This window comes from Kitasatospora sp. NPDC088346, from assembly GCF_044740765.1.
Taxonomy (GTDB): Bacteria; Actinomycetota; Actinomycetes; order Streptomycetales; family Streptomycetaceae; genus Kitasatospora.
In genome coordinates, this window is record NZ_JBIURH010000010.1 from 94,228 (window position 1) to 120,578 (window position 26,351).

Annotated in this window: 17 protein-coding genes; 10 read left to right on the forward strand and 7 right to left on the reverse strand. The window is 75.6% G+C overall.

Features of this window, described 5'->3' with window-relative positions; all coding sequences use genetic code 11:
* Positions 1-46: 46 nt before the first annotated feature.
* Positions 47-703, forward strand: a complete 657-nt coding sequence (locus tag ACIOFR_RS16210; protein WP_400997163.1) for a hypothetical protein — start codon at positions 47-49, stop codon at positions 701-703.
* Positions 704-1,333: 630 nt separating this feature from the next.
* Here the strand turns inward: ACIOFR_RS16210 and ACIOFR_RS16215 are convergent.
* The 3 genes from ACIOFR_RS16215 to ACIOFR_RS16225 form a co-directional block, all read right to left on the reverse strand.
* Positions 1,334-1,882 carry an isochorismatase family protein gene (locus ACIOFR_RS16215; protein WP_400997166.1) on the reverse strand — a complete coding sequence of 183 codons (549 nt, stop codon included), beginning with the start codon at positions 1,880-1,882 and terminating at the stop codon, positions 1,334-1,336.
* 106 nt (positions 1,883-1,988) lie between these two features.
* The gene (locus tag ACIOFR_RS16220) at positions 1,989-2,594 is read right to left on the reverse strand and encodes a TetR family transcriptional regulator (protein WP_400997169.1); all 606 of its coding nucleotides are present in this window, start codon (positions 2,592-2,594) and stop codon (positions 1,989-1,991) included.
* Positions 2,595-2,715: 121 nt separating this feature from the next.
* Positions 2,716-4,122, reverse strand: a complete 1,407-nt coding sequence (locus ACIOFR_RS16225; RefSeq protein WP_400997171.1) for an MFS transporter — start codon at positions 4,120-4,122, stop codon at positions 2,716-2,718.
* Here ACIOFR_RS16225 and ACIOFR_RS16230 point away from each other — a divergent pair.
* Positions 4,122-5,501 (forward strand): PLP-dependent aminotransferase family protein, encoded by a 1,380-nt coding sequence (locus tag ACIOFR_RS16230; RefSeq protein WP_400997173.1) that lies wholly within the window; start codon positions 4,122-4,124, stop codon positions 5,499-5,501. The genes ACIOFR_RS16225 and ACIOFR_RS16230 overlap by 1 nt on opposite strands.
* 65 nt (positions 5,502-5,566) lie before the next feature.
* On the opposite strand, the gene ACIOFR_RS16235 is transcribed toward ACIOFR_RS16230, so the two are convergent.
* Positions 5,567-5,878: an NIPSNAP family protein gene (locus ACIOFR_RS16235; protein WP_400997175.1), complete on the reverse strand. Its 312-nt coding sequence runs from the start codon at positions 5,876-5,878 to the stop codon at positions 5,567-5,569.
* A 224-nt stretch (positions 5,879-6,102) separates the two neighbouring features.
* Here ACIOFR_RS16235 and ACIOFR_RS16240 point away from each other — a divergent pair, with 224 nt between their 5' ends.
* Positions 6,103-7,230, forward strand: a complete 1,128-nt coding sequence (locus tag ACIOFR_RS16240; protein WP_400997177.1) for a nucleotide disphospho-sugar-binding domain-containing protein — start codon at positions 6,103-6,105, stop codon at positions 7,228-7,230.
* Between the two features lie 58 nt (positions 7,231-7,288).
* Here ACIOFR_RS16240 and ACIOFR_RS16245 read toward each other — a convergent pair whose 3' ends face one another.
* Entirely contained in the window at positions 7,289-7,972 is a 684-nt protein-coding gene (locus ACIOFR_RS16245) for a macro domain-containing protein (RefSeq protein ID WP_400997180.1), read from the reverse strand.
* A gap of 197 nt (positions 7,973-8,169) precedes the next feature.
* Here ACIOFR_RS16245 and ACIOFR_RS16250 point away from each other — a divergent pair, with 197 nt between their 5' ends.
* A complete protein-coding gene (locus ACIOFR_RS16250) occupies positions 8,170-9,786 on the forward strand; it encodes an ADP-ribosyltransferase domain-containing protein (RefSeq protein WP_400997183.1) in 1,617 nt (538 codons plus the stop codon).
* 138 nt (positions 9,787-9,924) lie between these two features.
* Here the strand turns inward: ACIOFR_RS16250 and ACIOFR_RS16255 are convergent, their stop codons facing one another.
* Positions 9,925-10,365, reverse strand: a complete 441-nt coding sequence (locus tag ACIOFR_RS16255) for a GNAT family N-acetyltransferase (RefSeq protein WP_400997185.1) — start codon at positions 10,363-10,365, stop codon at positions 9,925-9,927.
* Positions 10,366-10,739: 374 nt separating this feature from the next.
* Between ACIOFR_RS16255 and ACIOFR_RS16260 the strand changes: the two genes are divergently transcribed.
* The 6 genes from ACIOFR_RS16260 to ACIOFR_RS16285 all read left to right on the forward strand — a co-directional run bounded on the left by ACIOFR_RS16260 (position 10,740) and on the right by ACIOFR_RS16285 (position 25,623).
* Positions 10,740-17,543, forward strand: coding sequence for an SDR family oxidoreductase (locus tag ACIOFR_RS16260; RefSeq protein ID WP_400997187.1), 6,804 nt, complete (start codon positions 10,740-10,742; stop codon positions 17,541-17,543).
* Complete coding sequence (locus ACIOFR_RS16265; protein ID WP_400997189.1) at positions 17,540-22,150, forward strand: beta-ketoacyl synthase N-terminal-like domain-containing protein; 4,611 nt, start codon at positions 17,540-17,542, stop codon at positions 22,148-22,150. Before ACIOFR_RS16260 ends, ACIOFR_RS16265 begins: the two co-directional genes overlap by 4 nt.
* Before the next feature lie 68 nt (positions 22,151-22,218).
* Entirely contained in the window at positions 22,219-22,473 is a 255-nt protein-coding gene (locus ACIOFR_RS16270) for a phosphopantetheine-binding protein (RefSeq protein WP_400997419.1), read from the forward strand.
* A 2-nt stretch (positions 22,474-22,475) separates the two neighbouring features.
* Positions 22,476-23,318 (forward strand): alpha/beta fold hydrolase, encoded by an 843-nt coding sequence (locus tag ACIOFR_RS16275; RefSeq protein ID WP_400997191.1) that lies wholly within the window; start codon positions 22,476-22,478, stop codon positions 23,316-23,318.
* The gene (locus ACIOFR_RS16280) at positions 23,315-24,502 is read left to right on the forward strand and encodes a glycosyltransferase (RefSeq protein ID WP_400997194.1); all 1,188 of its coding nucleotides are present in this window, start codon (positions 23,315-23,317) and stop codon (positions 24,500-24,502) included. The genes ACIOFR_RS16275 and ACIOFR_RS16280 overlap by 4 nt, the downstream gene beginning before the upstream one ends.
* Positions 24,499-25,623, forward strand: a complete 1,125-nt coding sequence (locus ACIOFR_RS16285) for a class I SAM-dependent methyltransferase (protein WP_400997197.1) — start codon at positions 24,499-24,501, stop codon at positions 25,621-25,623. The genes ACIOFR_RS16280 and ACIOFR_RS16285 overlap by 4 nt, the downstream gene beginning before the upstream one ends.
* A 95-nt stretch (positions 25,624-25,718) precedes the next feature.
* On the opposite strand, the gene msrA is transcribed toward ACIOFR_RS16285, so the two are convergent.
* Entirely contained in the window at positions 25,719-26,249 is a 531-nt protein-coding gene (msrA, locus tag ACIOFR_RS16290; protein ID WP_400997199.1) for a peptide-methionine (S)-S-oxide reductase MsrA, read from the reverse strand.
* Between the last annotated feature and the right edge of the window lie 102 nt (positions 26,250-26,351).

Genomic DNA, 26,351 nt, shown 5'->3' on the forward strand with positions numbered 1-26,351 from the left:
CCACCCGCGCGGTGAGCCGGCCCGACCCTGCGGAGGGGACCGACCGATGTCCGAGCAGCCACACGCGGACCACCTTGCCGCCGTCCATGCCGCGCTGACCGCCGAGGGCCTGCCCACGCACCGCCCCTGGATCACCGACCTCACCCGCCGCCCCTCGGACCAGGAGACCGAGTTCCCGCGCGACGCCGACGGCGGTTTCTGGTTCGAGGCGGGCCTGTTCCACGGCCAGCACTGGGACGAGCCGGACTCGATCTGGCTGGGCTGGGAGCACCACCGGGGCTGGTTCCTGATGGACCAGGACAGCGGCCTGATGCCGATCCGGTTCTCCCTCCACCCCCTGCCGCTGTCAGAGCTGTTCGCCGAGCCCACCGCCGTCGCCGCCGCCGTCCGCCGGTGGCTGCCCGGTTGGCAGCACAACGCCCCCGTGCAGCCCGGGCGCTGGTCCGGAGCCGACGCCGCCGAAGCGGCCGTCCGGGCCTGGCACGATCAGCAGGGCACCTGTCTCGGCAAGCAGGACCGGCACCTGCGCCACAACGACGAGGTCGAGCGGGTCGCCGGCTGCCGGTGCCCGTACCAGCCGTGCGGCGCCGTCGCCCTTCGCGACATGCGGGAGGACTGCCCGTGGCACGCCGTCCTGCACCACTTCGAGGACTGGTCCTCGCACACCCCCGAGTCCTGCCCCGGCGCGGCCTCCACCACCTGACCGCCGCCCGGCCCCGGCCGGGGACCCGCGCCGCGATCCCCGTCGGCGCGGGTCGGCGACGGGACGGGGCGGCCGGCGGCGTACAGCGGGAGCCCCGTCAGCCCTCCGAGCGGACACCCGGGTCCTGCCCGGGGCCCGCCCGATCAGCCGGGTGGGCGCCGCCCCGGATCCGCAGGGCCGATCACGCCGACCGCCGCCTCGCCCCGCTCGGACGGAGCGCCACCTTCGACGCCGGAGACCGGCAGTCCGCACCGTCGGACGATCGGCACCGGCACGACGTCACCCCGCTCGGGGCCTCGTCCGTCCAGGACCCGACGGAAGTGGTCGCGGAACGCGGCCGGATGCCCCCGCAGACGCTGCTCGGTCCGCAACGTGCTCGCGCGTCGGTGTGACACCGCGACCCCCGTCCGGGAAGGTCACGGCGTCGACTGCGCAGGGACGGCGTGTGCCACCCCGGTCCGGGAGTCGGCGCCACGGCCTGTGCTGCGAACGACCTCCGCCCCCGGGCCCGTCCCCGTCCCCCGCCGCCGGTGGTCACCGGGCGCACGGCGTCCCGTCGAGCGAGGCGGCGAAGGCCGCGGCGTCCGTCTCGTCGCCGAAGTGGTGGATCACGTGCTCGCGGACGTGATCCTACTGGGCCCGGGTGAAGGCCGCGCAGGCGTCGTGGATGACGTGGGTGGTGTAGCCACGGTCGTGGGCCTCGCGCAGGGTGGATTCGACGCACACGTGGGTGGCGAAGCCGGCCAGGTACAGGTCGGTGACGCCGAGTCGGCGCAGGATCAGGTCGAAGTCGGAGAGGCCGGCGAAGGCGCTGGCGCCGGCGCGGCCGCGCACGACCGGTTCGCCGGGAGCGGGCCGGAAGTCCTCGGCGAACTCGACACCCGCACTGCCCCGGATCCAGGTGCCGGCCTCGGGGATCGCCGCGCGCAGACCGAGCAGGGCCGGGGTCCAGCTCGCAAGCTCCGGCGCGCCGGGGGTGAGGACGAGCGGCACGTGGACGACGGGAACACCGTGCGTGCGGGCGGCGGCCAGCGCGGCGGCCGCGCCGCGGACGGCGGTGTCGAGCGGGCCGCGATCCTCGACGAGGTGGTTGAGCCGGCCCTGCGAGGGGTCGAGCCACTCGCGCTGGAACTCGATCAGGACGAGGGCGGCGTTCGGGCGTGCGGACATGACCGTCATGGTCGGGCTCCTTGTCCGGGATATCTCCAACTGACGAGTTGGACATTAGCGCGAGCACACCCACATCTCCAACCGTCCAGTTGGAGATGTGGGCCCCTCAAGCGGATCAGCGCGTGAGCCTGCGCACCATGTCGACGACGGCAGCGCGCCTGGCAGCGGGATCCGCACCGGCCGCTCCGCCGATGATCATGCGGGCGAGCTGCGGCGCGGCGAACTGCCAGCCGGCGAGCGCCACCACGGCGTACAGCAGGTCCGCGGGCGGGAGCGGCACCTCGGCGGGCACGGAGCCCGCGCCGCCCCGGCGGGCACGGGACACCGCGGCGACCTTCTCGGCGTAGTGGGCGGCCCGCCGCTCCTCGCCCGCGACCGGGGCGGAGGCATCACCGCAGAGGGCCTCCCACTGGAGCAGGCGCAGCAGGTGCGGATGGGCGAGGTGGTAGTCGAACACCCGGCCCGCATACTCCGGAAGGTCCACCGTCCGCCCGTCCGGTTCCTCCAGGGGCACGGCGGCGGCGAGCTGTTCCAGCTCCCGTTGGACCACCGCGCCGAACAACGGCCGCTTACCCCCGAAGTAGGGGTAGATCCGCTCCTTGTTGACCCCGGCCGCGGCCGCGATGCGGTCGATCCGCGCGCCCTCGGGCCCGTGCGCGGCGAACTCGTCCACGGCCGCGTCGAGCAGCAGCCGCCTGGTCCTCTCGGTGTCCCATGCCATGCGCCCAGCATACGAAGGCTCCAACCTGCCGGTTGGAATCGGGCCGCGGGCGGCCGGGAACCTCTCCCGCGCCGCTCCCGGCCGGCCGACGGCTCCCGCCGACGACACCGCATCCCGGTGATCATCGAGACCCGGAGAGCTCCTTGCCCGACCCGTGCCGCGCGCGCCCTCCGGCAGCGGTCCGCAGGAGCGCCACTCGACGGGTCCGGGCGGGACCGGCCGCCAGGTTCGCCGCCGCCAGGACGAGACCGAGGCCGAACACACCGGCCCACAGCGTGCTCGTGCCGAGGTGTTCGGCGACGAGACCTCCGAGGGCCGGGCCGAGGAACATCGCGCCTGGCGGGCCGAATCCGAAGACGCCCTGGTACCGGCCCCGGGCGTCGGACGGCGACAACTGGACGATCACCGCGGAGTTCGCCAGCGTCATCAGCATCTCGCCGAGAGTCCAGACGGCGACCGTCAGCGCGTACGCCCACAGCGTGTCGGCGAGCGCGACCAGCCCGAAGCCGACCCCGGCGAACACGACCGAGGCGGCCAGGACGTGCTCGTGCCGGAACCGTGCCACGAGTCCCGGCAGGACGAGCTGACCGGCGACGATCAGCACCATGTTGACCACGATGACCTGCCCGTACGAGGTCACGTCCAGCCCGTCGGCGACGAGGGAGGCCGGCAGCACCTTGTTGGTCTCGATCATCGTCCAGCCGAGCAGGGTCAGACCGACGAAGACCATGAAGGTCCGGTCCCGGAAGACGGGGCCGAGCCCGACCGGGCCGGTCCTGGCCGCCGGGGCGGCGGGACGGGTCTCCGGGACCTTCAGCGCCAGCAGCAGCGTCGAACACAGCAGGACGCCGGCGTTCGTGGCGAACAGCAGCATGGGCTCGATCCTGGCCAGCAGGCCGGCGAGCAACGCCGCGGCCCCCGAACCCAGGTTGAAAGCCCAGTAGTTCAGGTTCAGGGCGCGGACCCGGTCGGCGTCCGCGACCACGTCGATGATCGACGCGGTGAACGCCGGCCGGACGATGCCGAGGAACACCCCGAGCAGCAACGCCAGGACCAGGACCGCCGCCTGACTGTCGGTGCAGCCGAGGGCCAGCATGGTCAGCGCTGCCGGGATGGATGCGCCGAGCATCGCCGGGCGCCGCCCCCACCGGTCGGCGATGATCCCGCCCGGCAGCGCGCCCAGGGCCGTACCGATGCCCCCCAGACCGATGACCAGCCCGGTGTAGGAGACGTCGAAGTGTCGGACCGAGAGCAGGTACACGCCGAGGTAGATCTGCGCCACCGCGCCCGTCCGGTTGATCAGCGACGCCGTCCACAGGTACCAGAACGCGGCCGGGAGCCCACCGGCCGTCCGCCGGAACCAGCGACTCGTTCGCAGCGGATCGAGGGGACGCGGGGGACGCGGGGAATGCGGGGGACGCGGGGAATGCAAGGGTCGGCTCCTCTGCGCACGTTCACGGATCGGTGCCTGCGACGCTACGGACCGCCGACGTTCGAGTCCTGGTCCACATTCGGCAAACTGGACCAATGATCGAGATCCGCGGTTCCGGCATCGCCTCCGCCCTGGGTAGCTGGCGGCAGGAGCCGGGACCGCTCACGCAGGCCCTGGCCGCGGCGATCCGGGACGCCGTCGTCGACGGGCGGATCCCGGTCGGCACCCGGCTGCCGTCCGAGCGCGCCCTGGCCACAGCCCTCCAGGTCAGCCGCGGCACCGTGGTCACCACCCTGGCCGCGCTCCGCGACACCGGCTGGCTGCGCACGCACCACGGCAGCGGCAGCGACGTCCGGCTCCCACCGGAGATCACCGAGCGCACCGCACCCTGGTCGGTGGACCACGGGGACGGCCTCGACTTCACCCGCGCGGTGCCCGCCGCCCCCCACGCCGCCTACCTGGAGGCCTCCCGGCGAGCGGTGGAGCGGTCGGCTGCCCTGCTCATGGACTCGGCCGAGCCCGACGCGGGGCTCCCACGGCTGCGGGAACTGCTGGCCGACCGTTACACCCGCGACGGCCTGCCGACCCGCCCGGATCAGATCCTGGTCACCTCGGGCACCCGGGCCGCCTTCACCCTCCTGGCCGACCACCTGCACGACCGCACCCGCCCCGTCCTGGTGGAGAGCCCCACCTACCACGGCGCGCTGGCCGTACTGCGGCGCCGCCGCGCCCGACTGGCCGCGTCACCCGTCACCGCCGACGGCTGGGATCCCGACCACCTCGCCCACACCATCAGGACCGTACGGCCGGGACTGGCCTACCTGACACCCGACTTCCACAACCCCACGGGCGCCCTCATGCCCGCCGCCCAACGCGACCAGGTGGCCGAACTGGCGGCACGCAACGGCATGACGGTCATCGCCGACGAAACCCTGCGCGACCTGGACCTGCGCAACCCGCCGGAGCCCGTCCCGCACCTGACCGGCAAGGCCGTCGTCGCCGTCGGCTCGCTGGGCAAGCTCGTCTGGGGCGGCCTGCGCGTCGGCTGGCTGCGCACCGACGCCGCCCGCATCCGCGAACTCCTGCACGACCCGCTCCAGGCACGACTGTCACCGCCGCCGCTCGAACAGCTCATCGCCTGCGAAATCCTGGCCGACCCGCAGGACCTGCTGCGCGACCGGCGCGACCGGCTCCGCGCCCAGCGCGACCACCTCGCGGCCCTGTTGGAGGGGTCGGGCGGGTGGAGCTTCACGCTCCCGCCGGGCGGCCTCTGCCTGTGGCTGCGGCTGCACGGCACGACCGCCACCGCCCTGGCCACCCGCGCGGCCCGCCAGGGCCTGAAGCTCTCCCCCGGGCCGACCTTCTCCGCCGACCGCACCCTCACCCACTACCTGCGGCTCCCCTACACGGCCACCCCCGAGACCCTGACCCGCGCGGTCGCCGTCCTGACCGGACTGGAGACCACCCGCCGGTAGACGGCCCGTACGACCGGCACCGGCCTCAACTCCGTAGCCGGCCGCAGGACTTCGCGGGCGGGCGGTCAGGACAGGCCGTCGAGGGGCCGCAGGAAGCGGCGCTCGTACCGCTTGATGCAGCCGGTGCGTCGGGCCAGCTCGAACGCCTCCTGGCACTCCGGGTCGGACGCGCTGTCCGTGCGGTACTGCTCGTACCCGGCGAAGCTGGGGAAGGAGAAGAGGGCGTACGCGATGTCGCTGTCGCCCTCGCTCGGCAGGAAGTAGCCGTGGTGCGTCCCGCCGAACCGGTTGACGAGCCGGACCCAGCGGCGGCCGTACTCCTCGAAGTCGGCGAGCTTGTCGGCGTCGATCTCGTACTTCAGATGAATGGTGATCACGCCGTCATGATGCCGCACGGCGCCGCACCTCCCGAGCGGGCGCGGCGGCCGCGCGGGGCCGGAGCGAGGAGCACACCGGGCCGCCTCCGGCAAGGTCCGTACGAGAACGTCCGATTATCGATCACCCCGGGAAGCGAACTGATCGTCCGTCAGTTGAATGGACACGGCGGGCCCCACCCGCCGAGCCCGTTGACGACCAGCTGACGAACGACCAGGAGAACACCGTGCGCATACTCTTCACCGGCCCGGCCGCGCCGAGCCACCTGTTCCCGATGGTGCCGACCGCGCAGGCGCTGCGGGCCGCCGGACACGAGGTGCTGTTCGCCAGCCCGCAGCCCACGGAGCAGCTCAGGGCGGCCGGCTTCCCGATCGTCGAGATCGGCGACGGCCGGCCCCTGAGCGACTCGTTCGAGGCCGTCAGCGGCGAGCAGACCCGCTACGCCAGGCCGGACCTGGACCAGGACCAGATCCTCGACCTGGCCGCCGCGGCCTTCGCCCACGCCTCCCGCGCGACCGTGGACGGCCTGCTGACCACCGCCGGCGAATGGGACGCCGACCTGCTGGTCCACGACTCCTGCCTGGCCTCCGCCCAACTGGTCGCGGCGAAGCTCAAGATCCCGGCGGCGCTGCAGAACTTCGGCCTCACCTCCGGCCTCGACCTGGCGGCGCGGCTCGCCGGTCACTTCACCGACGTCTACGAGGCGTACGGGGTGGCGGGCCCGGCCGAGACCACTCCGCTGAACATCGTCCCGGCCTCGCTCGGCGGCGACCCCGGCGGCCTGCGGATGCGCTACCTCCCGTACAACGGAGGCGGCGTCGTCCCGGCCGACCTGCTGCGGCGCGGCACCCGGCCGCGGGTCGCCGTCACCCTCGGCACCGTGGTCACCCAGGTGGACGGGGTGCACGCCATCACCCGCCTGATCGAGGCCGCCGCCTCGGTCGACGCCGAGTTCCTGCTCGCCGTCGGCGACGCCGACCTCACCCAGCTCGGCCCCCTCCCCGCCAACGTCCGCCCGCTGCCGTGGGTCCCGCTGGCGGAGCTGCTGCGGGTCTGCGACGCGGTCGTCCACCACGGCGGTTCCGGCAGCACGCTCACCGGTCTGCAGGCCGGCGTGCCGCAGCTGCTGCTCCCCCAGGGCGCCGACAACTTCGCCGTCGCCGACGCCCTCTGCGCCACCGGCGCGGCCCTGCGTTCGGCCTCCGGCGACGTGGACACCCCGCTGCTGGCCCGGCTCGTCACCGACCCGGCGCTCCGCGAGGCCGCCGCCCGACTCAAGGCCGAGAACGACGCCCTCCCCACGCCCGCCGCCCTCGTCCCCGCCATCGAGGCCCTCGCGGCCGGCCCCCGCTGACCCGGGCGGCTGCGGGGCACCCCGACGGCGCGGGGCGCGACGGTCCGGGGCCCACCGGTCAGCGCCGGGAGGCCCGGCGTGCGGGCGCGGGCGGCGCGATCCGGACCCGCTCGGTGTCGGGCGCCTTGTCGATGTCGTCGAGCTGCGCGGTGATGGTGCTGCGCAGCTCGTCGTCGTCCTCGAAGGAGTACTCGTTGAACAGCGTGTAGCCGGTCCACATCAGGTTGGCGCACACCCGGGCCGGCACCCGGCCCGTCCGGGCGCCCATGCCGACCAGGGCGACCGACCCGATGCTGCCCGGCACCCGGGCGTTCTGCCGGTGGATCGCCTGGAAGGCGGCGGCGCACGCCAGCGCCACGTTGAGGGTCTCGCTCACGTTCTGCGCGGACTCCTCCATCGTCGGCGCCGAGATCAGGAACCTCGGGGTGACCGCCCCGGACGGGACGCACACCGCGCTGCCCACCGGGAGGGTGCCGCCGTAGCCGCTCCGGATCGCGCGCTGCACCCGCAGCTGGATGCCCGCCCCGAGGTGCCTCTTGACGACGGCGTCGACGCCACCGTCCATCCGTCCGCGGGAGTTGGTGGGGCTGACCCAGGCATCGACGTCCTGGTCGAGGATCGACCCCTTGCGGATCTCGATCCCGGGGGTGTCGGCGAACGCGGCCCGCCACGCCGCCACCACCGTCGCGTTGGTGTCGGTCAACACCACGGCGAGCGAGGACTGCACACGGTTTTCGGTCAAGGTCGACTCCGATCGGGACGCTGTCCGCTTGATGATCGCGAAGCTATCGCGCGGCACCGACAGTGCGGGCCGGGGCCCGTCGGACCCGGGCGCGGTTGTCACACGCGGCCGGTAGGACTGTGGCATCGACCGGGGACGGACCGACCGTCAGTCCCGGCCGCCGTCAGCACCGTTCGACCACTCGGAGACCCTCCACCATGAGCGACGCCCAGGCCCCCGCCACGCCCCACCCGAACGACCCGCTGGCCCTCGCGGAACTCTTCGCCGGCGGCGGCGAACCGTGGCTCCCGCTGCTGAAGCCGGTCATCGAGGCGCAACCCGGCGCGGCCGCCTTCATCGGCCCGGACCGCGGCCAGGACGTCGTCCCCGTCCGCGAACTGACCTTCCAGGCGCTCAAGCCCCACGCGCCGCACAGGTGGAAGGTGGTGGTCTTCGGCCAGAACCCCTATCCCCGGCCGGAGAGCGCCACCGGCATCGCGATGTTCGACAACACCTTCCACGACTGGAAGGACAGCCAGTTCGGCCGGGTCGTCAGCATCCGCTGCATCATCAAGGCCGCGGCGATGTGGAAGTACAAGATCCCCAAGAGGACCCCGATCGCCGAGGTCAGGGCGCTGCTGCGCGAGCAGGACACCGTCCAGCCGCCGGAGTGGTTCCAGGCGATGCTGACGCAGGGCGTCCTGCTCCTGAACGCGGCCCTGACCGCCAGCAGCGACGGGACGACGGCGACCGACCGGCACACCGCGTTCTGGCGGCCGGCCGCCGAGCGGATCGTCGAGGAGATCCTCCGGGCCAAGCAGGACGCCGACGAGGAGGACCGCGGCGTGGTCTTCGCCTGGTGGGGGGCGCACGCGCGCAACCTGAAGAAGGTCGTCGTCGCGCTCCAGAAGAAGTACCCCGGGGTCGAGGTGCGCCACATCGACCACCCCAATCCCGCGGCGCAGGGTGACGTCTTCTGCGACGGCGACCACTTCGGGACGGTGAACGAGGCACTGCGCTCACTGGGCGCCGACGAGGTCGACTGGCTGCCCAGCAGGGGCTGGAACGCGACCGGCACCGGGGCGGGCGGGGCGGACGGCGACGTCTCCGAGCGCATGGGCGCGTTCATCGCGTCCACGATGGAGCTGCACCAGCTGTACCTGGACCGCCTCGCCGGGGTGAAGGACGAGGGGCTCGTCCTCCCCGCGATCTCCGGGGTGTTCGACACTCCGCTGATGGGTTTCCGGGACGCCGTCGGCCCGGTCGCCGAGTTGCTCTCCGGCCTGGACCGGCACGTCACGCTGTCGCACGAGTTCGGCAGGCGACGGGCGGACGAGGCGGTCTCCGGCCTGTCCGCCGACGCGATCGCCGCCCTCTACCTGTACACCTGCGAGTCCGCGTTCTACCGGGAGATCAACGCCATCCTGCGCTCCCCGGACCGGAGCCGGCTCGTCCCCTACCTCCCGTACCTGCGGCTGCTGTTCGCGGCGGTCTCGCAGCTTCCCGCCCGCACCGAGCCGCTGTGGCGCGGTGTCGCCCTGGACCTGCGGGCGCAGTACCCGCTCGGCCGGACGGTCACCTGGTGGGGCGTGTCCTCGTGCACCTCCAAGCCCGGCGTGGCGCGGTCCTTCCTCGGCAGCCGCGGCAAGCGGACCCTCTTCGAGGTGCGGCCGCTCCGGGCCACCGGCATCCAGAACTTCTCCGCCTTCACCGGCGAGGAGGAGTTCATCCTGCTGCCGGGCACGCAGTTGGAGGTGACGGACGTCAGGAGCGAGCGCGGTGGCCTGTGCACGGTGACGCTCACGGAGCTCGCGGAGCAGAGCCTGGTGTCCTGAGACGGCACCGGACCGGGACGGACCCGGGCCGACACCGGTCCGGCACGCCCGGCGATCGTTCGACCGGGAATCGATCGACCTGATCGACGGCGGACGGACCGCGCGCGGCGGTGGTGCCCTGCCAGGCCCCGTCCGGGGCTAGGGCTTGGACACCGGCAACGGCTTGACCCAGCGGGACCACCGGGGTTGCGGGCCGTATCCGACGGCCGTCCAGGTGCGGTGGCCGACGGCGTTGTCGTCGAGCACCATCGCGTCGGCCCGGCGTCCGCCGAGGGCGGCGAAGCGCCGCTCGGCGGCGGCCAGCAGCGCGCGGCCGACCCCGCGGCGGCGGTGGTCCGGGTGGACGGCGAGGCGGTAGAGATGGCAGCGCCAGCCGTCCCAGCCGGCGATCACCGTGCCCGCCAGGGTGCCGTCCGCCAGTTCGGCGACGATCAGCGCCTCCGGGTCGCGGGCGAGCAGCGCCGCCACCCCGTCGGCGTCGTCCGTGATGCTGGTGCCGGTGGCCGCGAGCGCCCAGAAGTCCAGCAGGGCGGGGATCTCCCCGGGGGCTGCGGCGCGCAGCCCGATCTCTTCGTTCATGGGAGCTGTCTAGCAGCACCGCCGCCCCGCCCACCGGGAATTCCGGCAGGCGGGCGGGGCACGGCGGGGCCGGTCCGGAGCCGATCGTTCGGTCGACCGGCTTGATCACATGACCCGTTCGATCCGGTGCGATCAGGCCGCGCCGGGCCTGCCCGGTCGAGCGGCGGCCCGCACTCGGACCCGCACGTGCCATTGACATGGACCTGCAACGGGGACTTAACCTAACGTGCGCTACCGATCGGTAGCTTCGGTACCGAACCGGATCGAGGAACCGCACGGCCCCTCCGCGCCCCGGCGGCAGGGACGACCCGCCGTGCTCGGTCCGGGAGTCGCACATGCCCCCAACTGCGTCGTGACTCAACCTCGGAGAGCCCATGAGGCCTATCCTTTCGCCGGCCGAGATCGTCATCGGGATCACCCCCTTCCATGAACCCGACGCCGGACTCGCGGAGGCCGTCTGCCGCGCCGGCGCACTCGGCGTGCTGGACCTCGGTCGCGGCGACCGCCGATCACGCGAGGAACTCGCCAGGCTGCGCGAGAGCGCACCGGGCCGGTTCGGCGTCCGCGTGGGACCGGACTGCCGGCTCTCGCCCGACGACCTCCATGCGTCGGGCGGGGCCGGCCCCCACACCCTCGTCCTGGCCCCGGACACGCCCGGCTGGGACATCGGGGCGCTCCGCGCCGACCACCGCCTGCTGGTCGAGGTCACCGACCTGACCCAGGCCCTGGCCGCCGTCCGGGCCGGCGCCCACGGGCTGATCGTACGCGGCGCCGAAAGCGGCGGTCCGGTCGGCGAGTTGAGCACGTTCGTGCTGCTCCAACAGGTGCTCGCGGCGCCGGAGGTCGCACTGCCGGTGTGGGCCTGCGGCGGCATCGGTCCGCGGACCGCCGCGGCGGCGGTGGCCGGCGGGGCAGCCGGCGTGGTGCTGGACAGCCAGCTCGCCCTGCTGGCCGAGTCCTCCGCGCCCGAGGAGGCCGTGGCGGCCGTACGCGGCATGGACGGGTCCGAGACGGTGGTCGTCGACGGAAGGCGAGTCCTGCGCCACGGCGGACCGACCGGCATCCGCGACGACCTGACGGTCGGTCAGGACGGTTTCCTGGCAACGCGTTTCGCCGACCGCTGGAGAACGGCCGGGCAGGCCGTCCGGGCGGTACGGGAGAGCGTCCAGGACGTGGTGCGGACCGCGGCCGCCGCGCGGGAACAGCTCGGGCCCCGCAGCGCGCTCGGCACCGCGCTCGGCACCGGACTGCCGGTGGCCCAGGGGCCGATGACCCGGGTCAGCGACCGGCCGGGCTTCGCGGCGGCGGTGGCCGCCGCGGGCGCCCTGCCGTTCGTCGCCCTGGCCCTCGCCGGGCCCGGGCAGACCCGTGAGCTGCTCGCCCGCACGCGGGACGCCCTCGGTGAACTCCCCTGGGGCGTGGGCGTGCTGGGCTTCGCTCCGGAGGAGGTGCGCAGCGCCCAGCTGGCCGAGGTGCTGGCGGCCCGGCCCAGCCACGCCGTGATCGCCGGCGGCCGCCCGTCGCAGGCGCGGGTGCTGGAGGAGGCGGGGATCAGCGCCTTCCTGCACGTGCCCTCCCCCGGGTTGCTGCGGCAGTTCCTGGAGGACGGGGCGCGCAGGTTCGTCTTCGAGGGCTCGGAATGCGGCGGCCATGTCGGCCCCCGGCACAGCTTCCCGCTCTGGGAGGCGCAGTTGGCGGTGCTGGAGGACTTCCTCGGCACGGCGCGGGACGCCGGGCCGGTGGAGGTGCTGTTCGCGGGCGGCGTGCACGACGAGCGGTCGGCGGCGATGGTGGCGGCGATGACGGCGCCGCTGGCCGGGCGGGGCCTGGCGGCCGGTGTGCTGATGGGGACGGCGTACCTGTTCACCGAGGAGGCGGTGGCGCACGGTGCGGTGCAGCCGGAGTTCCAGCGGCAGGTGGTGGCGGCGCGCGGCACCGAACTGCTGCAGACGGCTCCGGGGCACGCCACGCGGTGCGTGCCGAGCCCCTTCACGGCGGAGTTCCTGGAGGTGCGGGACCGGCTGCGGGCCGAGGGCGTACCGGACCGGGAGGCCTGGGAGCGGCTGGAGCGGCTGAACGTCGGGCGGCTGCGGATCGCCGGCAAGGGGGTCGACCGGGTGGGGGGCGAGCTCACCCCCGTCGACGAGCGGGGCCAGCTGGCGCGCGGGATGTTCATGGCCGGGCAGGTCGCCGTGGTGCGGTCGGCCACCACCACGCTGGCCGAGCTGCACACCGCGGTCAGTGCGGGGGCGGCGGCCTTCCTGGCGGCCCGTACCGAGGAGTTGCGGGAGCTGCTGGAGCCCTCCCCGGCCGCCGACCGGCCGGAGCCTGCGCCGCTGCGGATCGCGGTGATCGGCATGGCGGGGATGTTCCCGCAGGCACCGGACCTGCCCGCGTTCTGGGCGAACGTGCTGGCGGGCGTGGACGCGGTGACCGACGTACCGGCCGAGCGCTGGGACCCGGAGCTGTACCACTCGGCGGACGGCGGGCCGGGCACCACACCGTCCAAGTGGGGCGGCTTCCTGCCGCCGATCCCCTTCGACGCGCTGGGCTACGGCATCCCGCCGGCCGCGCTGGGCAGCATCGAGCCGGTCCAGCTGCTGGCCCTGGAGGCCGCGCGCCGGGCCCTGGTGGACGCCGGGTACGACGGCGGCGGCGGGGAGGGCGGCCGGGCCTTCGACCGCTCGCGCACCAGCGTGGTGTTCGGCGCCGAGGCGGGCAGCGACCTGTCGAACGCGGGCGTGCTGGGGGCGGTGCTGCCGTCCTACCTGGGGAAGGTGCCGGCGGGGGTCGCCGAGCAGCTGCCGGCCCTGACCGAGGACTCCTTCCCCGGCATGCTGGCCAACGTCATCGCCGGGCGGATCGCCAACCGGCTCGACCTGGGCGGCGCCAACTACACCGTGGACGCGGCCTGCGCGTCCTCGCTGGCCGCGCTGGACGTGGCCTGCAAGGAGCTGGTGACGGGCGCAGCCGATCTGGCCCTGTGCGGCGGCGCGGACCTGCACAACGGCATCAACGACTACCTGCTCTTCGCGTCGGTGCACGCGCTGTCGCCGACCGGCCGCTCCCGCCCGTTCGACGCCTCGGCCGACGGGATCGCGCTCGGCGAGGGCGTGGGCTGCCTGGTCCTGAAGCGGCTGGCGGACGCGGAACGGGACGGCGACCGGGTGTACGCCGTGGTCCAGGCCGTCGGCAGCGCGAGCGACGGCCGGTCGCTGGGCCTGACCGCGCCCCGGCCCGAGGGGCAGCGGGCGGCGCTGGAGCGGGCGTACCGCGGCGCCGGGATCGCCCCGGCCGCGGTCGGCCTGGTGGAGGCGCACGGCACCGGAACGGTGGTCGGCGACCGTACCGAACTCGCCACGCTGAACGAGGTGTTCACCGCCGCCGGCGCGGCGCCCGGGAGCTGCGCGCTGGGATCGGTGAAGTCGCAGATCGGGCACACCAAGTGCGCGGCGGGCCTGGCGGGCCTGATCAAGGCGTCGCTGGCGCTGCACACCGGGGTGAAGCCGCCGACGCTGAACCTGACCCGGCCGAATCCGGCGTGGCAGGCGGGGACGAGCCCGTTCGCCTTCCACACCGAGGCCCGGCCATGGGCCGCACCGGCGGCGGAACGGGTGGCCGGCGTCAGCGCGTTCGGCTTCGGTGGCACCAACTTCCATGCGGTGCTGACCGGTTACGACGGCGTGCCGCCCGTGCACGGCCTCCAGCAGTGGCCGGCCGAGCTGTTCACCTTCCGCGGCGGCGACCGGGAGCGGGCGCTGCGCGGGGTGGCCGAGCTGCTGCGGCTGGCGGAGGCGGACGGTTCGCCGTGGCGGCTGCGCGACCTCGCGCTGGCGGCCTCCCGTCGGGCGGAGTCCGGGCACGGCCCGGTGCAGGTCGCGGTGGTGGCCTCGGACGTCGCCGAACTGGCCGGGCTGCTCCGCCGGGCCCTGAACGGGGAGCACGATCCGGCGGCCGGGCTGCGGCTGGCCGGCGAGGGCGGCCCGGCGAGCGGCGGGACGGGCGCAGAGGTGGCGTTCCTCTTCCCCGGGCAGGGCAGCCAGCGCCCGGGCATGATGGCCGAGTTGTTCACGGCCTTCCCCCGCTTGCAGCGCCACCTGCGGCTGGGCCGGGCCTACGCGGACGCCCTGTACCCGCCGGCGGCGTTCACCCCCGAGGACCGGGACGGGCAGCGCGCCGCGGTGACCGACACCAGGGTGGCCCAGCCCGTCCTGGGCATGGCCGGACTGGCCGCCCACGAGCTGCTGGGCCTGGCCGGGGTCCGTCCGCACCTGGCCGCGGGCCACAGCTACGGCGAGCTGGTCGCGCTCTGCGCGGCCGGGGCGCTGGCCGCCGAGGACCTGCCGGAGATCAGTGCGCGGCGCGCGCTCGCCATCCTGGACGCGGTCGGCGCGGGCGCGGACCCCGGGTCGATGGCGGCGGTCACGGCGGGCGCCGATCAGGTCGAGCAGGTCCTGTCCGCCCTCGGTCCGGCCGCCCGGGTGGTGGCGGCCAACCACAACGCGCCCCGGCAGACCGTGATCTCCGGTGGGACGCCCGAGGTGGCGGCGGCGGCGGAGCGGCTGCGCGAGGCCGGGTACGCGGTCAAGCAGCTGCGGGTCGCCTGCGCCTTCCACAGCCCGCTGGTCGCGGGAGCCGGCGAACGGTTCGCCGACGCGCTGGCCGACCGGGCGGTGCGGGGACCGGAGTTCCCGGTCTACGCGAACCGGACGGCGACCGTCTACCCGACCGAACCCGACGCCGTACGGGCCGAGTTGGCCGCGCAGATCGGGTCGCCGGTGCGGTTCACGGCGCAGATCGAGGCGATGTACGCGGCCGGCGCCCGGGTGTTCGTCGAGGCCGGCCCCGGCTCGGTGCTGACCGGGCTGGTGTCGGCGGTGCTCGGCGACCGGCCGCACCACGCGGTGGCGGTCGAGGGCCGGCGCGGCGGACTGCCCGGATTCCTGGACGCCCTGGCCGAACTCGCCGTCGCCGGCGTCCCGGTACGCACCGGCCCCCTGCTGCACGGCCGGGACGCGGTGGACGCGGGCCGGGCGCGGGCCCCGCGCCGGCCCGGCTGGACGGTGGACGGGCAGCTGGTGCGCACCGCCGCCGGAGAGCTGCTCCCCGGCGCGCTCGCACCGGCCCGACCCGTACCGGAGGCACCGCCGGCACCGCAGGAGGCGCAGCCCGGCACCCGCCGGGCCGACGGGGACGCCCTGGTGGCGGACTTCCTCAGCAGCAGCCGGGCGATGATCGCGGCCCAACGCGACGTGCTGCTGAGCTACTTCGGGGCGGCGGGCGCCGCCGAGGGGCAGGTGCCGGACGTCACCCGTCCGCGGCCGCGTGCCGAAGCGGCGGCGGTGGCGGCGGTGCCCGAGGCGGTGGCTCCCGAGCCCGCCACGCACCCCGAGCCCGGGCCCGCCGACCTGATGGCCGTCGTCGTGGAAGTGATCAGCGAACGCACCGGCTACCCCGCCGACATGATCGAACCCGACCTCGACCTCGAAGCCGACCTCAGCATCGACTCCATCAAACGCACCGAGATCATCGGCCAACTCGCCCGCCGCCTCACCACCACCGACCTCACCACCCTCAGCGACGACCACCTCGAAGAACTCTCCCGAGCCCGCACCACCACAGCCATCACCCACTGGCTCACCACCCACCTCACCCCACCCACCCCCACCACCACCCCCGAGCCCGCCACGCACCCGGACACGGTCGCGGGACACGAGCCCGCCCGGCTGCGGCTGGTACCCGTGCCGCTGCCGGAACCCGCCGGGGCGCCGAGCGTGCTGGCCGGCCGCCGCTTCGCCCTGCTCGGCTCGGACGGCCACGGCGTCGCCGAGGCGCTGACGGCGCGGCTGACCGCGCACGGCGCCCGGGTACTGGCCGTGGACGCCGAGCACCTGCTGTCCGCCGGGGACGGCCCGGTCGACGGCGTCCTGCTGCTGGACCCGCTCGCCGAACACGGCGCGCCGGTGCTGCCGGGCTGCGTACCGGCGTGGCAGGCGGCGCTCGCCGGCCGGCCCCGCTGGCTGCTGGCCGCCCGCACCTCCCCCGGCGCCGGCCGCGGCCGGGCGGACGGCCTGCGCGGGCTGCTGCGCTCGCTCGCCCGGGAGTACCCCGACGCCGCGGTCCGGCTCGCCGAGTTCGCGGCCCCGGTGGAGCCCGCCGAGGTGGCCGACGCCCTGCTCGGCGAGCTGCTGGCCGAGGACCGCGAGCCGGTGGTGCTGCACGGGCCCGACGGTCGGCAGGGCCTCGCCCTGGTGGAGTCCGGCCTCGGGGTGCTGGGCAGCACCGGGGCCGGGCCCGCCGGCGACGGCGTGGCGGAGGCCGCCGCGCTGGGACTGGACCGGGACGCGGTGGTGCTGCTGGTCGGCGGGGCGCGCGGGATCACCGCGCGGTTCGCCGCGGCACTCGCGGCGGCTTCGCGGTGCAGGCTGGAGCTGCTGGGCCGGACCGCCCCGCCGGAGGGCCCCGAGGACCCGGTGACGGCGGCCGCTCCCGACCGGGCGGCGCTGCGGGCGGTGCTGGCCCGGCAGGGCGTACCGCTGCCGGAGGTCGACCGCGAGGCGTCGCGGCTGCTGGCCGGACGCGAGGTGGCGGCCACCCTCGACGAACTCGCCGCGCTGGACGCGACGGCGCACTACCAGGCCGTCGACGTGGCCGACCCGGCGGCGCTCCGGCAGGCGGTCAAGGAGGCGTACGCCGCGTACGGCCGGCTGGACGGCGTGGTCTACGCGGCGGGCGTCATCGAGGACCGGGTGTTCGCGGACAAGGATCCGGAGTCCTTCCGGCGGGTGTTCGCCACCAAGGCCGACGGTGCCCGGGCGCTGCTCGACGCGCTGGCCGAGCTGCCGTCGGGGCCGCGCTTCACGGTGCTGTTCGGCAGCGTCGCCGCCGCGCTGGGCAACCGCGGCCAGGCCGACTACGCGGCGGCCAACGACGCGCTGGAGGAGCTGGGCGCCCGCTGGGCCGCCGGTACCGGCCGGCGCGCGCTGACCGTGCACTGGGGGCCGTGGGCACCGTCCGAGGGGCACGGCGGCATGGTCTCGCCGGAGCTGGCGCGGGACTACGCGCGGCGGGGTGTCCGGCTGGTCGACCCGGGCGCGGGTACGTTGGCGCTGCTGCGCGAACTGGCCTGGGGCGACGAGTCGGTGCGGTCCGTGGTCTACACGGCGTCGGGCTGGTGACGGCCGTGGAGAGGGGCTCTCGGGCCGTACCGGTGGCCGTGGTGGGCATGGCCGTCCTGCTGCCCGGCGCGCCGGACCTGGCGACGTACTGGGCGAACCTGCTGGGCGGCGTCGACGCGATCACCGACGTCCCCGAGGGCCGCTGGGACGCCGACTACTACGACCCGGCGGCGGCCACCGCCGGGACCGCCGCCCCGGACCGGCTGTACGCCCGACGCGGCGGCTTCGTGGACGCGCTGGCCGAGGTGCAGCCCACCCGGTTCGGCATCATGCCGAGCTCGGTGCCCGGGACCGAACCCGACCAGCTGATCGCACTCCAGGTCGCGGCCGCCGCGATCGCGGACGCCGGTGGCCCGGAGCGGCTGCCGGACCGCGACCGGGTCGGCGTGGTGCTGGGCCGGGGCGGGTACCTGACGCCGGGCCTGGTCCGGCTCGACCAGCGGGTCCGCACCGCGCACCAGCTGGTCCGCACCCTCGGCGAGCTGCTGCCGGATCTGACGCCCGGTCAGTTGAGCTCCGTACGGGACGCTTTCACCGACCGGCTCGGGCCGGACCACCCCGAGTCGGCGATCGGGCTGGTGCCCAACCTGGCCGCCTCCCGGGTGGCCAACCGGCTCGACCTGCGCGGCCCGGCGTACACCGTGGACGCCGCCTGCGCCTCCTCGCTGGTCGCCGTGGACCAGGCGGTCGGCGAGCTGGCCACCGGGCGCTGCGACGCGGTGCTGGCCGGCGGGGTGCACCACTGCCACGACGTCACCCTGTGGAGCGTGTTCGCGCAGTTGCGGGCGCTCTCCGCGAGCGGGCGGATCCGTCCGTTCCACCGGGGCGCCGACGGCATCCTGATCGGCGAGGGCACCGGTGTGGTGGTGCTCAAGCGGCTCGCCGACGCCCGGCGCGACGGCGACCGGGTGTACGCGGTGGTCCGCGGCACCGGTGTCGCCGGCGACGGGCGGACGGCCGCCCTGGCCAACCCCGACCCGGGCGGTCAGAGCCGGGCGGTGCGAGGGGCCTGGCGGGCGGCCGGGCTCGACCCGGCGGCGCCCGGTGCGCTGGGACTGCTGGAGGCCCACGGCACCGCCACCCCGGCCGGGGACGCCGCCGAACTGACCACGCTGGCCGAGGTGTTCGGCCCGGCCGGGGCCGACGGGGAGCGGGCCGCGCTCGGCTCGGTCAAGTCGCAGATCGGCCACCTGATGCCCGCCGCGGGCGTCGCCGGACTGGTCAAGGCGGCACTCGCGGTGCACCACGGGGTGCTGCTCCCGACCCTGCACTGCGAGGACCCGCACCCGGCGCTGGCCCGGACCCGCTTCCGGACCGTCGACACCGCGCGGCCCTGGGAGACCCAGGCCGGCGGACCGCGCCGGGCCGGGGTGAACGCCTTCGGCTTCGGCGGCATCAACGCGCACGTGGTGCTGGAGCAGGCCCCGGCTCCGGCACGCAGGTCCGCGCCCGTCCGGGCGGCAGCGGCGGCGGCAGCGCCGGCGGTGGTGCCCGCGGTGGCGTCGGCCGTGGTGTCGGAGCCCGAACGGGTCCTGCGGCTCGCCGCCGACGACCCCGAGCAGCTGGCGCGGCTGCTGGCCGGCGAGGACCGTGCCGTCCTGGCCGCCGGGCGGCCCGAGCACGACGCCGGGCCCGCGCCGCGCTGCCGGCTGGCGGTCGTCGACCCGACCGCCAAACGGCTGGCGGTGGCCCGCCGCGCGGTCTCCCGGGAGCGGCCCTGGCGCGGCCGCAACGACGTCTGGTTCGCCCCGCGGCCGCTGCTGGAAGCGGGCCGGATGGCGTTCCTCTTCCCGGGCCTGGAGGGCGAGTTCGCACCCCGGGTGGACGACGTCGCCGACCACTTCGGGCTGCCGCGGGCGACCTCCCCGGACGCCGCCGCCCGGGTGGGCGACATCGGGCGGCACGGCGTCGGCGTGGTCGCGGTGGGACGGCTGCTGGACACGGCCCTGCGCCGGATGGGCGTGCGGCCCGACGCCGTGGCCGGGCACAGCGTCGGCGAGTGGACGGCGATGATCAGCGGCGGCCTGTACTCCGGCGCCTCCGTCGACTCCTTCCTGGAGTCCTTCGACCCGGACTCCCTGATCGTCCCCGGTCTGTCGTTCGCCGCGCTCGGCACCTCCGCCGAGCGGGTGGCCGAGGCGCTGACGGGCACCGAAGGGATGGAGCAGGTCGTGCTCTCGCACGACAACGCGCCGCAGCAGTCGATCGTCTGCGGTCCCGAGGAGCCGGTCGCGGAGCTGGTGCGCCGGTTCCGCGCACTCGGGGTGCTGGGCCAGGTGCTGCCGTTCCGGTCCGGCTTCCACACGCCGATGCTGGGCCCCTACCTGGACCCGATCCGGCAGGCCGCCGACCGCTTCGAACTGCACCGGCCGACCGTGCCGGTGTGGTCCGGGACGACGGCCTCGCCCTTCCCGGTCACCGAGGCCGGGGTGCGCGACCTGTTCGTCCGCCACCTGCTGGAGCCGGTGCGGTTCCGGCCGCTGGTCGAGGCGATGTACGCGGCCGGCTTCCGGGCGTTCGTCCAGGTCGGCACCGGGCAGGTCGGCTCGCTGGTGGGCGACACCCTGGGCGGCCGGGAGCACCTGGTGGTCGCGGCGAACTCGCCGCACCGCGACGGGCTCGCCCAGCTGCGGCGGGTCGCCGCCGCCCTGTGGGCGGACGGCGCGGAGCCGGACCTCGCCGTCCTGCGGCCCGCCCGGGCGGCGGAACGGGAGCGGCCGCACCCGCGTGTCCGGCTGGACCTCGGCGGCGCCCTCGTCTCGCTGGACCCCACCGCCCTCGACGCGTTGCGCGCCGACCTGGCACCGCACCGGCGCACCGGCACCGTCCGGGCCGCCTCCGCCGGAGGCGACGGCTCGGAGCTGGCCGCGCTGGCCGGCCGCCATCCGGTGGCGGCCGAGCTGGACGCCCTGCTGCGCGACACCGCACGGACCGCGGCCGAGCTGATCCACGCGGGCCGACCGGTCCCGGGACGCGGCACGCCACCACCCGGACCGGACCGCACGGCTCCCCCGCGCGACAGCGTGCTCCGGGTCTCGACCACCGCCATGCCGTACCTGCTCGACCACTGCTTCTTCCGGCAGCGCCCCGGCTGGCCCGATCTGGCCGACCGCTGGCCCGTCGTTCCGGCCACCACGATCGTGCACCACCTGGTCGAGGCCGCTGAACGGGCGGTGCCCGGCCGGGTCGCCACCGGCGTGCACGACCTGCGGTTCGGGCAGTGGGTGCCGGCCGCGACCCCGCTGGAGGTGGCGCTCACGCTCCGGGACGCGGGCCCCGGCCGGCTGGCCGCCGACTTCGGCGGCTACGCCCGCGGCACGGTCGAGCTGGCCGGCCGGTACCCCGCGCCGCCGACCGCGTGGCAACCGGATCCGGCCACGGAGACCGCGCCGGGGCTGACGGCCGCCGGGCTCTACGAGGAACGGTGGATGTTCCACGGCCCGGCCTTCCGGGGGCTCACCGAACTGACCGCGCTCGGCCCGGCCCACGTCCGCGGCGTGATCACCGCACCGGCCGCCCCCGGCGCACTGCTGGACAACGTCGGCCAGCTGCTCGGGTACTGGATCATGGCGACCCGCTCCGAGCGGACCGTCGTCTTCCCGGTCGGCATCCGGCGGCTCACCTTCCACGGACCGCCGCCCCGGCCCGGCACCCCGCTGAACGCCCACGTCCGCGTCACCGGCCTCACCGACACCACCCTCGAAGCCGATGTGCAGCTGCTCGCCGGCGGCGCCGTGTGGGCCGAGGTGCACGGCTGGCAGGACCGCCGGTTCGACAGCCACCCCGACACCCGTCCGGTGGAACGCTTCGCCGACCGCCACACCCTCTCCGCGCCGCAGCCCGGCGGCTGGGTGGTGCTGCACGAGCGGTGGCCGGACCTCGCCTCCCGCGATCTGATCATGCGCAACCACCTGGGGTCCGCCGAGCGGGTGGCCTACGAGCAGCAGCCGCCGCGCGGCCGGCGGGCCTGGTTGCTGGGCCGGATCGCGGTGAAGGACGCGGTCCGGCGCCTTCTCTGGGAGCAGGGCGAAGGCCCCGTCTTCCCCGCCGAGATCGCCGTGCGCAACGACCCGCCCCCCGACACGGGGCACCGGCACGGCCGGCCCCGGGTGTCGGGACTGCACGGCCGCACCCTCCCCGACCTGGACGTCTCGCTCGCGCACACGGCCGAGGCGGCGGTGGCGCTGGTCCGCCCGCGGCGCCCGGGAGGCGGACCGGGCGTCGGCATCGACCTGGCCGAGGTCACGGACCGCCCGGCGGACCTGCGGATCGCCCTCGGCCCGGGCGAACCCGAGCTGCTGGCAGCGGCCCGCGCCACCCACGGCGGCTCCGAGGCCCTGTGGCTGACCCGGTTCTGGGCCGCCAAGGAGGCCGCGGCCAAGGCCGAGGGCACCGGACTGCGCGGCCGGCCGAGGGAGTTCGCGGTGGTCGCCGCCGACCCGGCCGAGCTGCGGGTCACGGTCGCCCGGCCCGGCGGAGCCCGTACCCACCGGGTGCGGTGCACCCGGCTCGCCGCCCCTCCCGGGCTGCCGGACCGCAGCTACGTCGCGGCCTGGACCGAGGACTTCGACGACACCGAGACCCACGAAGGGACGGCCACCCCGTGACCGGCAGCGCACCCACCGTCGACCTGCACCCGCCCACCGAGCCGGAGGTGCTCGCCGAGATCACCGGCATGCTGGCCGCCGTGCTCGACGAGTACGGCCTCGACGAGGCCGAGGTGACCATGGAGTCCCGGTTCACCGAGGACATCGGGCTGGAGAGCATCGACCTGGTGACCCTGGCCGGGCGGCTCCAGGACCGCTGGGGCGAACGGGTCAACTTCGCCGAGTTCCTGGCGGGCATGGACCTCGACGAGATCATCGGCCTGACGGTCGGCCGCCTCGTCGGCCACGTCGTGGACCGGCTGCGGACCGGCGAGCGGGGCTGACCGTGGCCTTCCTCGACCTGGACGGGCTCCGCTTCCACGTGCAGCGGCTCGCCCCCGGCGACGGCGGGCCGCCCGCCGCCACCGCCGTCCTGCTGCACGGCCTGCTGACCGACAGCCTCGCCAGCCACTACTTCACCCTGGCCCCCGCACTCGCCGCCGCCGGGGTGGAGGTGCTGATGTACGACCAGCGCGGACACGGCCGGTCCGAGCGACCAGCCGACGGCTACCGGCTCGACGACTTCGTCGACGACCTCGCGGGCCTGCTCGACCGGCTGGCCCCCGACGGCCCCGTCCAGCTGGTCGGCAACTCCTTCGGCGGCACCGTGGCGTACGGGCTCGCCGCCCGGCGTCCGGACCGGGTCGCCGGGATCCTGGCCATCGAGTCCGAACCCGCCTCCCCGGCCTGGGCCGAGAAGCTGGACGGCATCCTGCGGCGGGCCGAGGCCGAGCTGGCCGACGAGTCCGCCCTGGCCTGGGTCGCCGCGGAGCGCGGGGCCCACACCGCCCGGCTCGCCCGCTCGGCCGGACGGCTGCTGGCCGGCACCTCGCTGGCCCGGGACATCCCCGCCAGCACGCTGCCCACGCCGGCGGAGCTGGGCACGATCGGCTGCCCCGTGCTGGCCGTCTACGGCACCGAGTCCGACCTGGCCGAGCAGGCGGCCCGGCTGGAGGCGCTGCTGCCGCGCTGCCGCAGCGCCTTCGTCCCCGGCCAGGAGCACTCCGTGCTGGTCGAGGCCCCCGACACCGTCCTCGATCTCACGCTGGCCTGGTTGCGCGAGCACGGCGCCCGGCTGCGCGGACCGGCCGCCCGGGCGGGGCAGGATCTGCACGGGAGCCTGCGATGACCCGGTACCTGTTCGTCGTACCGCCGCTGGTCGGGCACGTGAACCCGGTCGTGGGCGTCGCCGCCGAGCTCCGGGCCCGCGGGCACGCGACGGCCTGGGCCGGGCTGCCGGAGGTGGTCGGGCCGCTGACCGGTCCCGGCGGCGAGATCCACCCGTGCGCCGTCACCCTCGACGGCACGGCCCCGCCGCGGCCGCCCGAACTGCGCGGCCCGGCCGCACTGAAGTTCCTCTGGGCGGACTTCCTCGTCCCGCTCGCCGAGGCGATGGCCCCCGGGGTGGCGGCCGCGGTGGACCGGTTCGCGCCGGACGTCCTGGTGGTGGACCAGCAGGCCGTCGCCGGGGCGCTGGTCGCCGAGCGGCTCGGACTGCCCTGGGCCACCACCGCGACCACCTCCGCGGAGTTGACCGGCGCCCTGGCCGGCCTGCCGCTGGTGGAGGCCTGGATCGCCGATCTGCTCACGACGCTGCGACAGCGCGTCGGCGACCCGCACGGCACCGCCGACCCGCGTTTCTCGCCCCACCTGACACTCGCCTTCACCACCCCCGAGCTGACCGGACCGCTCGCCGAACTCCCCGGCCCGGTAAGGTTCGTCGGCCCGTCGATCACCGCGCGCCCCACCCCCGGGCCGTTCCCCTGGGAGTGGCTGGACCCGCTCCGGGCGACCGTGCTGGTCACCCTGGGAACGGCCAACGCCGACGCGGGCACGCACTTCCTGACGATCTGCCGGAAAGTCGTGCGGGCCCGCTCGGAACGGCTCCAGGCGGTGATCGTCGACCCGGGCGGGCTGCTCGGCGACCCGCGGCCCGACGCCGACGTACTGGTGGTGCCCTCGGTGCCGCAGCTGCGGCTGCTGGCGCGCACCGACGCGGTGGTCTGCCACGCGGGCCACAACACGGTCTGCGAGGCCCTCTGGCACGGCGTGCCGCTGGTGGTCGCCCCGATCCGCGACGACCAGCCCGCGATCGCCGGCCAGGTGGCGGCGGCCGGCGCCGGCGTCCGGGTGCGCTTCGGCCGGACCGGCACGGAACAGCTCGGCCGGGCCCTGAACGCCGTCCTGGACGACCCGGCCCACCGCTCCGCGGCCCGGCGGATCGGCGCGTCCTTCCGCTCGGCGGGCGGCGCGGCGGCCGCCGCCACCCGGCTCGAACGCCTGGCCGCCGCACCCGACAGGAGGCCCCGATGACCACCGAGACCGACCGGACGCCGGGCCGCGCCGCCGCCCGCGCCCACCGGGTCGCCGCGCTGCGGCCCGCTTACCAGGCCGAACTGGCCGACGGGACCGGCCGGTTCTTCGCGCCGCGCCGCACCGACTGCCCGTGGTGCGGCTCCGTGCGGCTGCGGCCCCGGCTGCACACCACCGACCTGTTGCAGCACAAGCCGGGGCGGTTCGTCCTGGACGAGTGCGGGGACTGCGCGCACGTCTTCCAGAACCCCCGACTGACCGGCCCGGGACTGGAGTTCTACTACCGCGACTTCTACGACGGCCTGGGCGAACAGCGGCTCGCCGGCATGTTCGCCACCCGCGACCGGGTCTACCGCGAACGGGCCCGCTCGGTCGCCCCGTTCGACCCCGCGCCGGGCCACTGGCTGGACGTCGGCACCGGGCACGGACACTTCTGCGCCGCCGCCCACGAGCTCTTCCCGGACACCGTCCTGGACGGCCTGGACCTCAGCGAGGGCGTCGAACTGGCCGAGAAGCAGGGCAGGTTGGCCCGCGGCTACCGCGGCACCTTCCCGGAGCTGGCAGACGAGCTGGCCGGCCGGTACGACGTGGTGAGCATGTTCCACTACCTCGAACACAGCACCGACCCCGCCCATGAACTGGCCGCCGCCCACCGGACCCTGCGCCCCGGCGGCCTGCTGCTGATCGAGGTGCCGGACCCGGAGTGCAGCTACGCCCGCCTGCTGGGCCGGTGGTGGCTGCCCTGGCTGCAGCCGCAGCACCTCAACCTGGTCCCGGTCGCCAACCTGCGCCGCCGGCTCGGCGAGCTCGGCTTCACCGTCCTGCTGGAGCAGCACGGCGAGGCGCACGACCCGGTGGACCTGCTGGCGGCCTGCTGGCTGCTGCTCGACGCGCTCGCCCCGCGCGAGGACGCGCCGTGGCACCCGGGTCCGCCCCCGGGGCGGCTGCGCCGCGTGCTGCGCGGCGCGGTCTTCCTGGCCGGCGCGCCGGTCCTGCTGCTCGCCGCCCTGCTGGACCGCGCGGTCGCCCGCTCGGCCCGACGCACCGGGCTCGCCAACGCCTACCGCGTGATCGCCCGCCGCGAGGGCGCCGCGGCCGCCGGGCGGGGCGCGGCCGCATGACGCCGGGAGGCTCCCGGGGTCACCCCCCGGGAGCCTCCCGGACCAGCCGCGATCAGCCGTCCCCGGCCAGGACCGGGCTGCCGACCCGGACCGGATCAGTGCGCGGTCTGCGGCGTCCCGCTCGCCCGGCGCGGCAGCTTCCAGCCGGGCCGCACGAAGTGGCAGGTGTAGCCGTCGGGGTAGCGCTCCAGGTAGTCCTGGTGCTCCGGCTCGGCCTCCCAGAACGGACCGACCGGAGCCACCTCCGTGACGACCCTGCCGGGCCACAGGCCGGAGGCGTCGACGTCGGCGATGGTGTCCTCGGCGATCCGCTTCTGCTCGTCGTCCTGGTAGAAGATCGCCGAACGGTAGCTCGTCCCGATGTCGTTGCCCTGCCGGTTCGCGGTGCTCGGGTCGTGGATCTGGAAGAAGAACTCCAGGATGGTCCGGAAGTCGGTGACGTCCGGGTCGAAGGTGATCTCGATCGCCTCGGCGTGGGTGCCGTGGTTGCGGTACGTCGCGTTCGGCACGTCGCCGCCGCTGTAGCCGACTCGCGTCGCGACCACCCCCGGCTGCCTGCGGACGAGCGCCTGCACGCCCCAAAAACACCCACCCGCCAGGACAGCCTTCTGCGTCTGCATGGCCACCAGGTCCTCCTTACGATTGCGCCTGGTAGCCCCAACGCGGACCGCCCCGGCGATCATTCCTGCGGCGGCCGCCGGTTTTGCGCGCGCACGCCGGCGGGCGCC

Excerpts from the sequence above, each read along its gene's own strand:
- ACIOFR_RS16285 (WP_400997197.1), top strand. The coding sequence starts at position 24,499 with ATGACCACCGAGACCGACCGGACGCCGGGCCGCGCCGCCGCCCGCGCC.
- ACIOFR_RS16280 (WP_400997194.1), top strand. The coding sequence starts at position 23,315 with ATGACCCGGTACCTGTTCGTCGTACCGCCGCTGGTCGGGCACGTGAAC.
- ACIOFR_RS16250 (WP_400997183.1), top strand. The coding sequence starts at position 8,170 with ATGAGCGACGCCCAGGCCCCCGCCACGCCCCACCCGAACGACCCGCTG.
- ACIOFR_RS16220 (WP_400997169.1), bottom strand. The coding sequence starts at position 2,594 with ATGGCATGGGACACCGAGAGGACCAGGCGGCTGCTGCTCGACGCGGCC.
- ACIOFR_RS16255 (WP_400997185.1), bottom strand. The coding sequence starts at position 10,365 with ATGAACGAAGAGATCGGGCTGCGCGCCGCAGCCCCCGGGGAGATCCCC.
- ACIOFR_RS16260 (WP_400997187.1), top strand. The coding sequence starts at position 10,740 with ATGAGGCCTATCCTTTCGCCGGCCGAGATCGTCATCGGGATCACCCCC.
- ACIOFR_RS16210 (WP_400997163.1), top strand. The coding sequence starts at position 47 with ATGTCCGAGCAGCCACACGCGGACCACCTTGCCGCCGTCCATGCCGCG.
- ACIOFR_RS16230 (WP_400997173.1), top strand. The coding sequence starts at position 4,122 with ATGATCGAGATCCGCGGTTCCGGCATCGCCTCCGCCCTGGGTAGCTGG.
- ACIOFR_RS16215 (WP_400997166.1), bottom strand. The coding sequence starts at position 1,882 with ATGACGGTCATGTCCGCACGCCCGAACGCCGCCCTCGTCCTGATCGAG.
- ACIOFR_RS16270 (WP_400997419.1), top strand. The coding sequence starts at position 22,219 with ATGCTGGCCGCCGTGCTCGACGAGTACGGCCTCGACGAGGCCGAGGTG.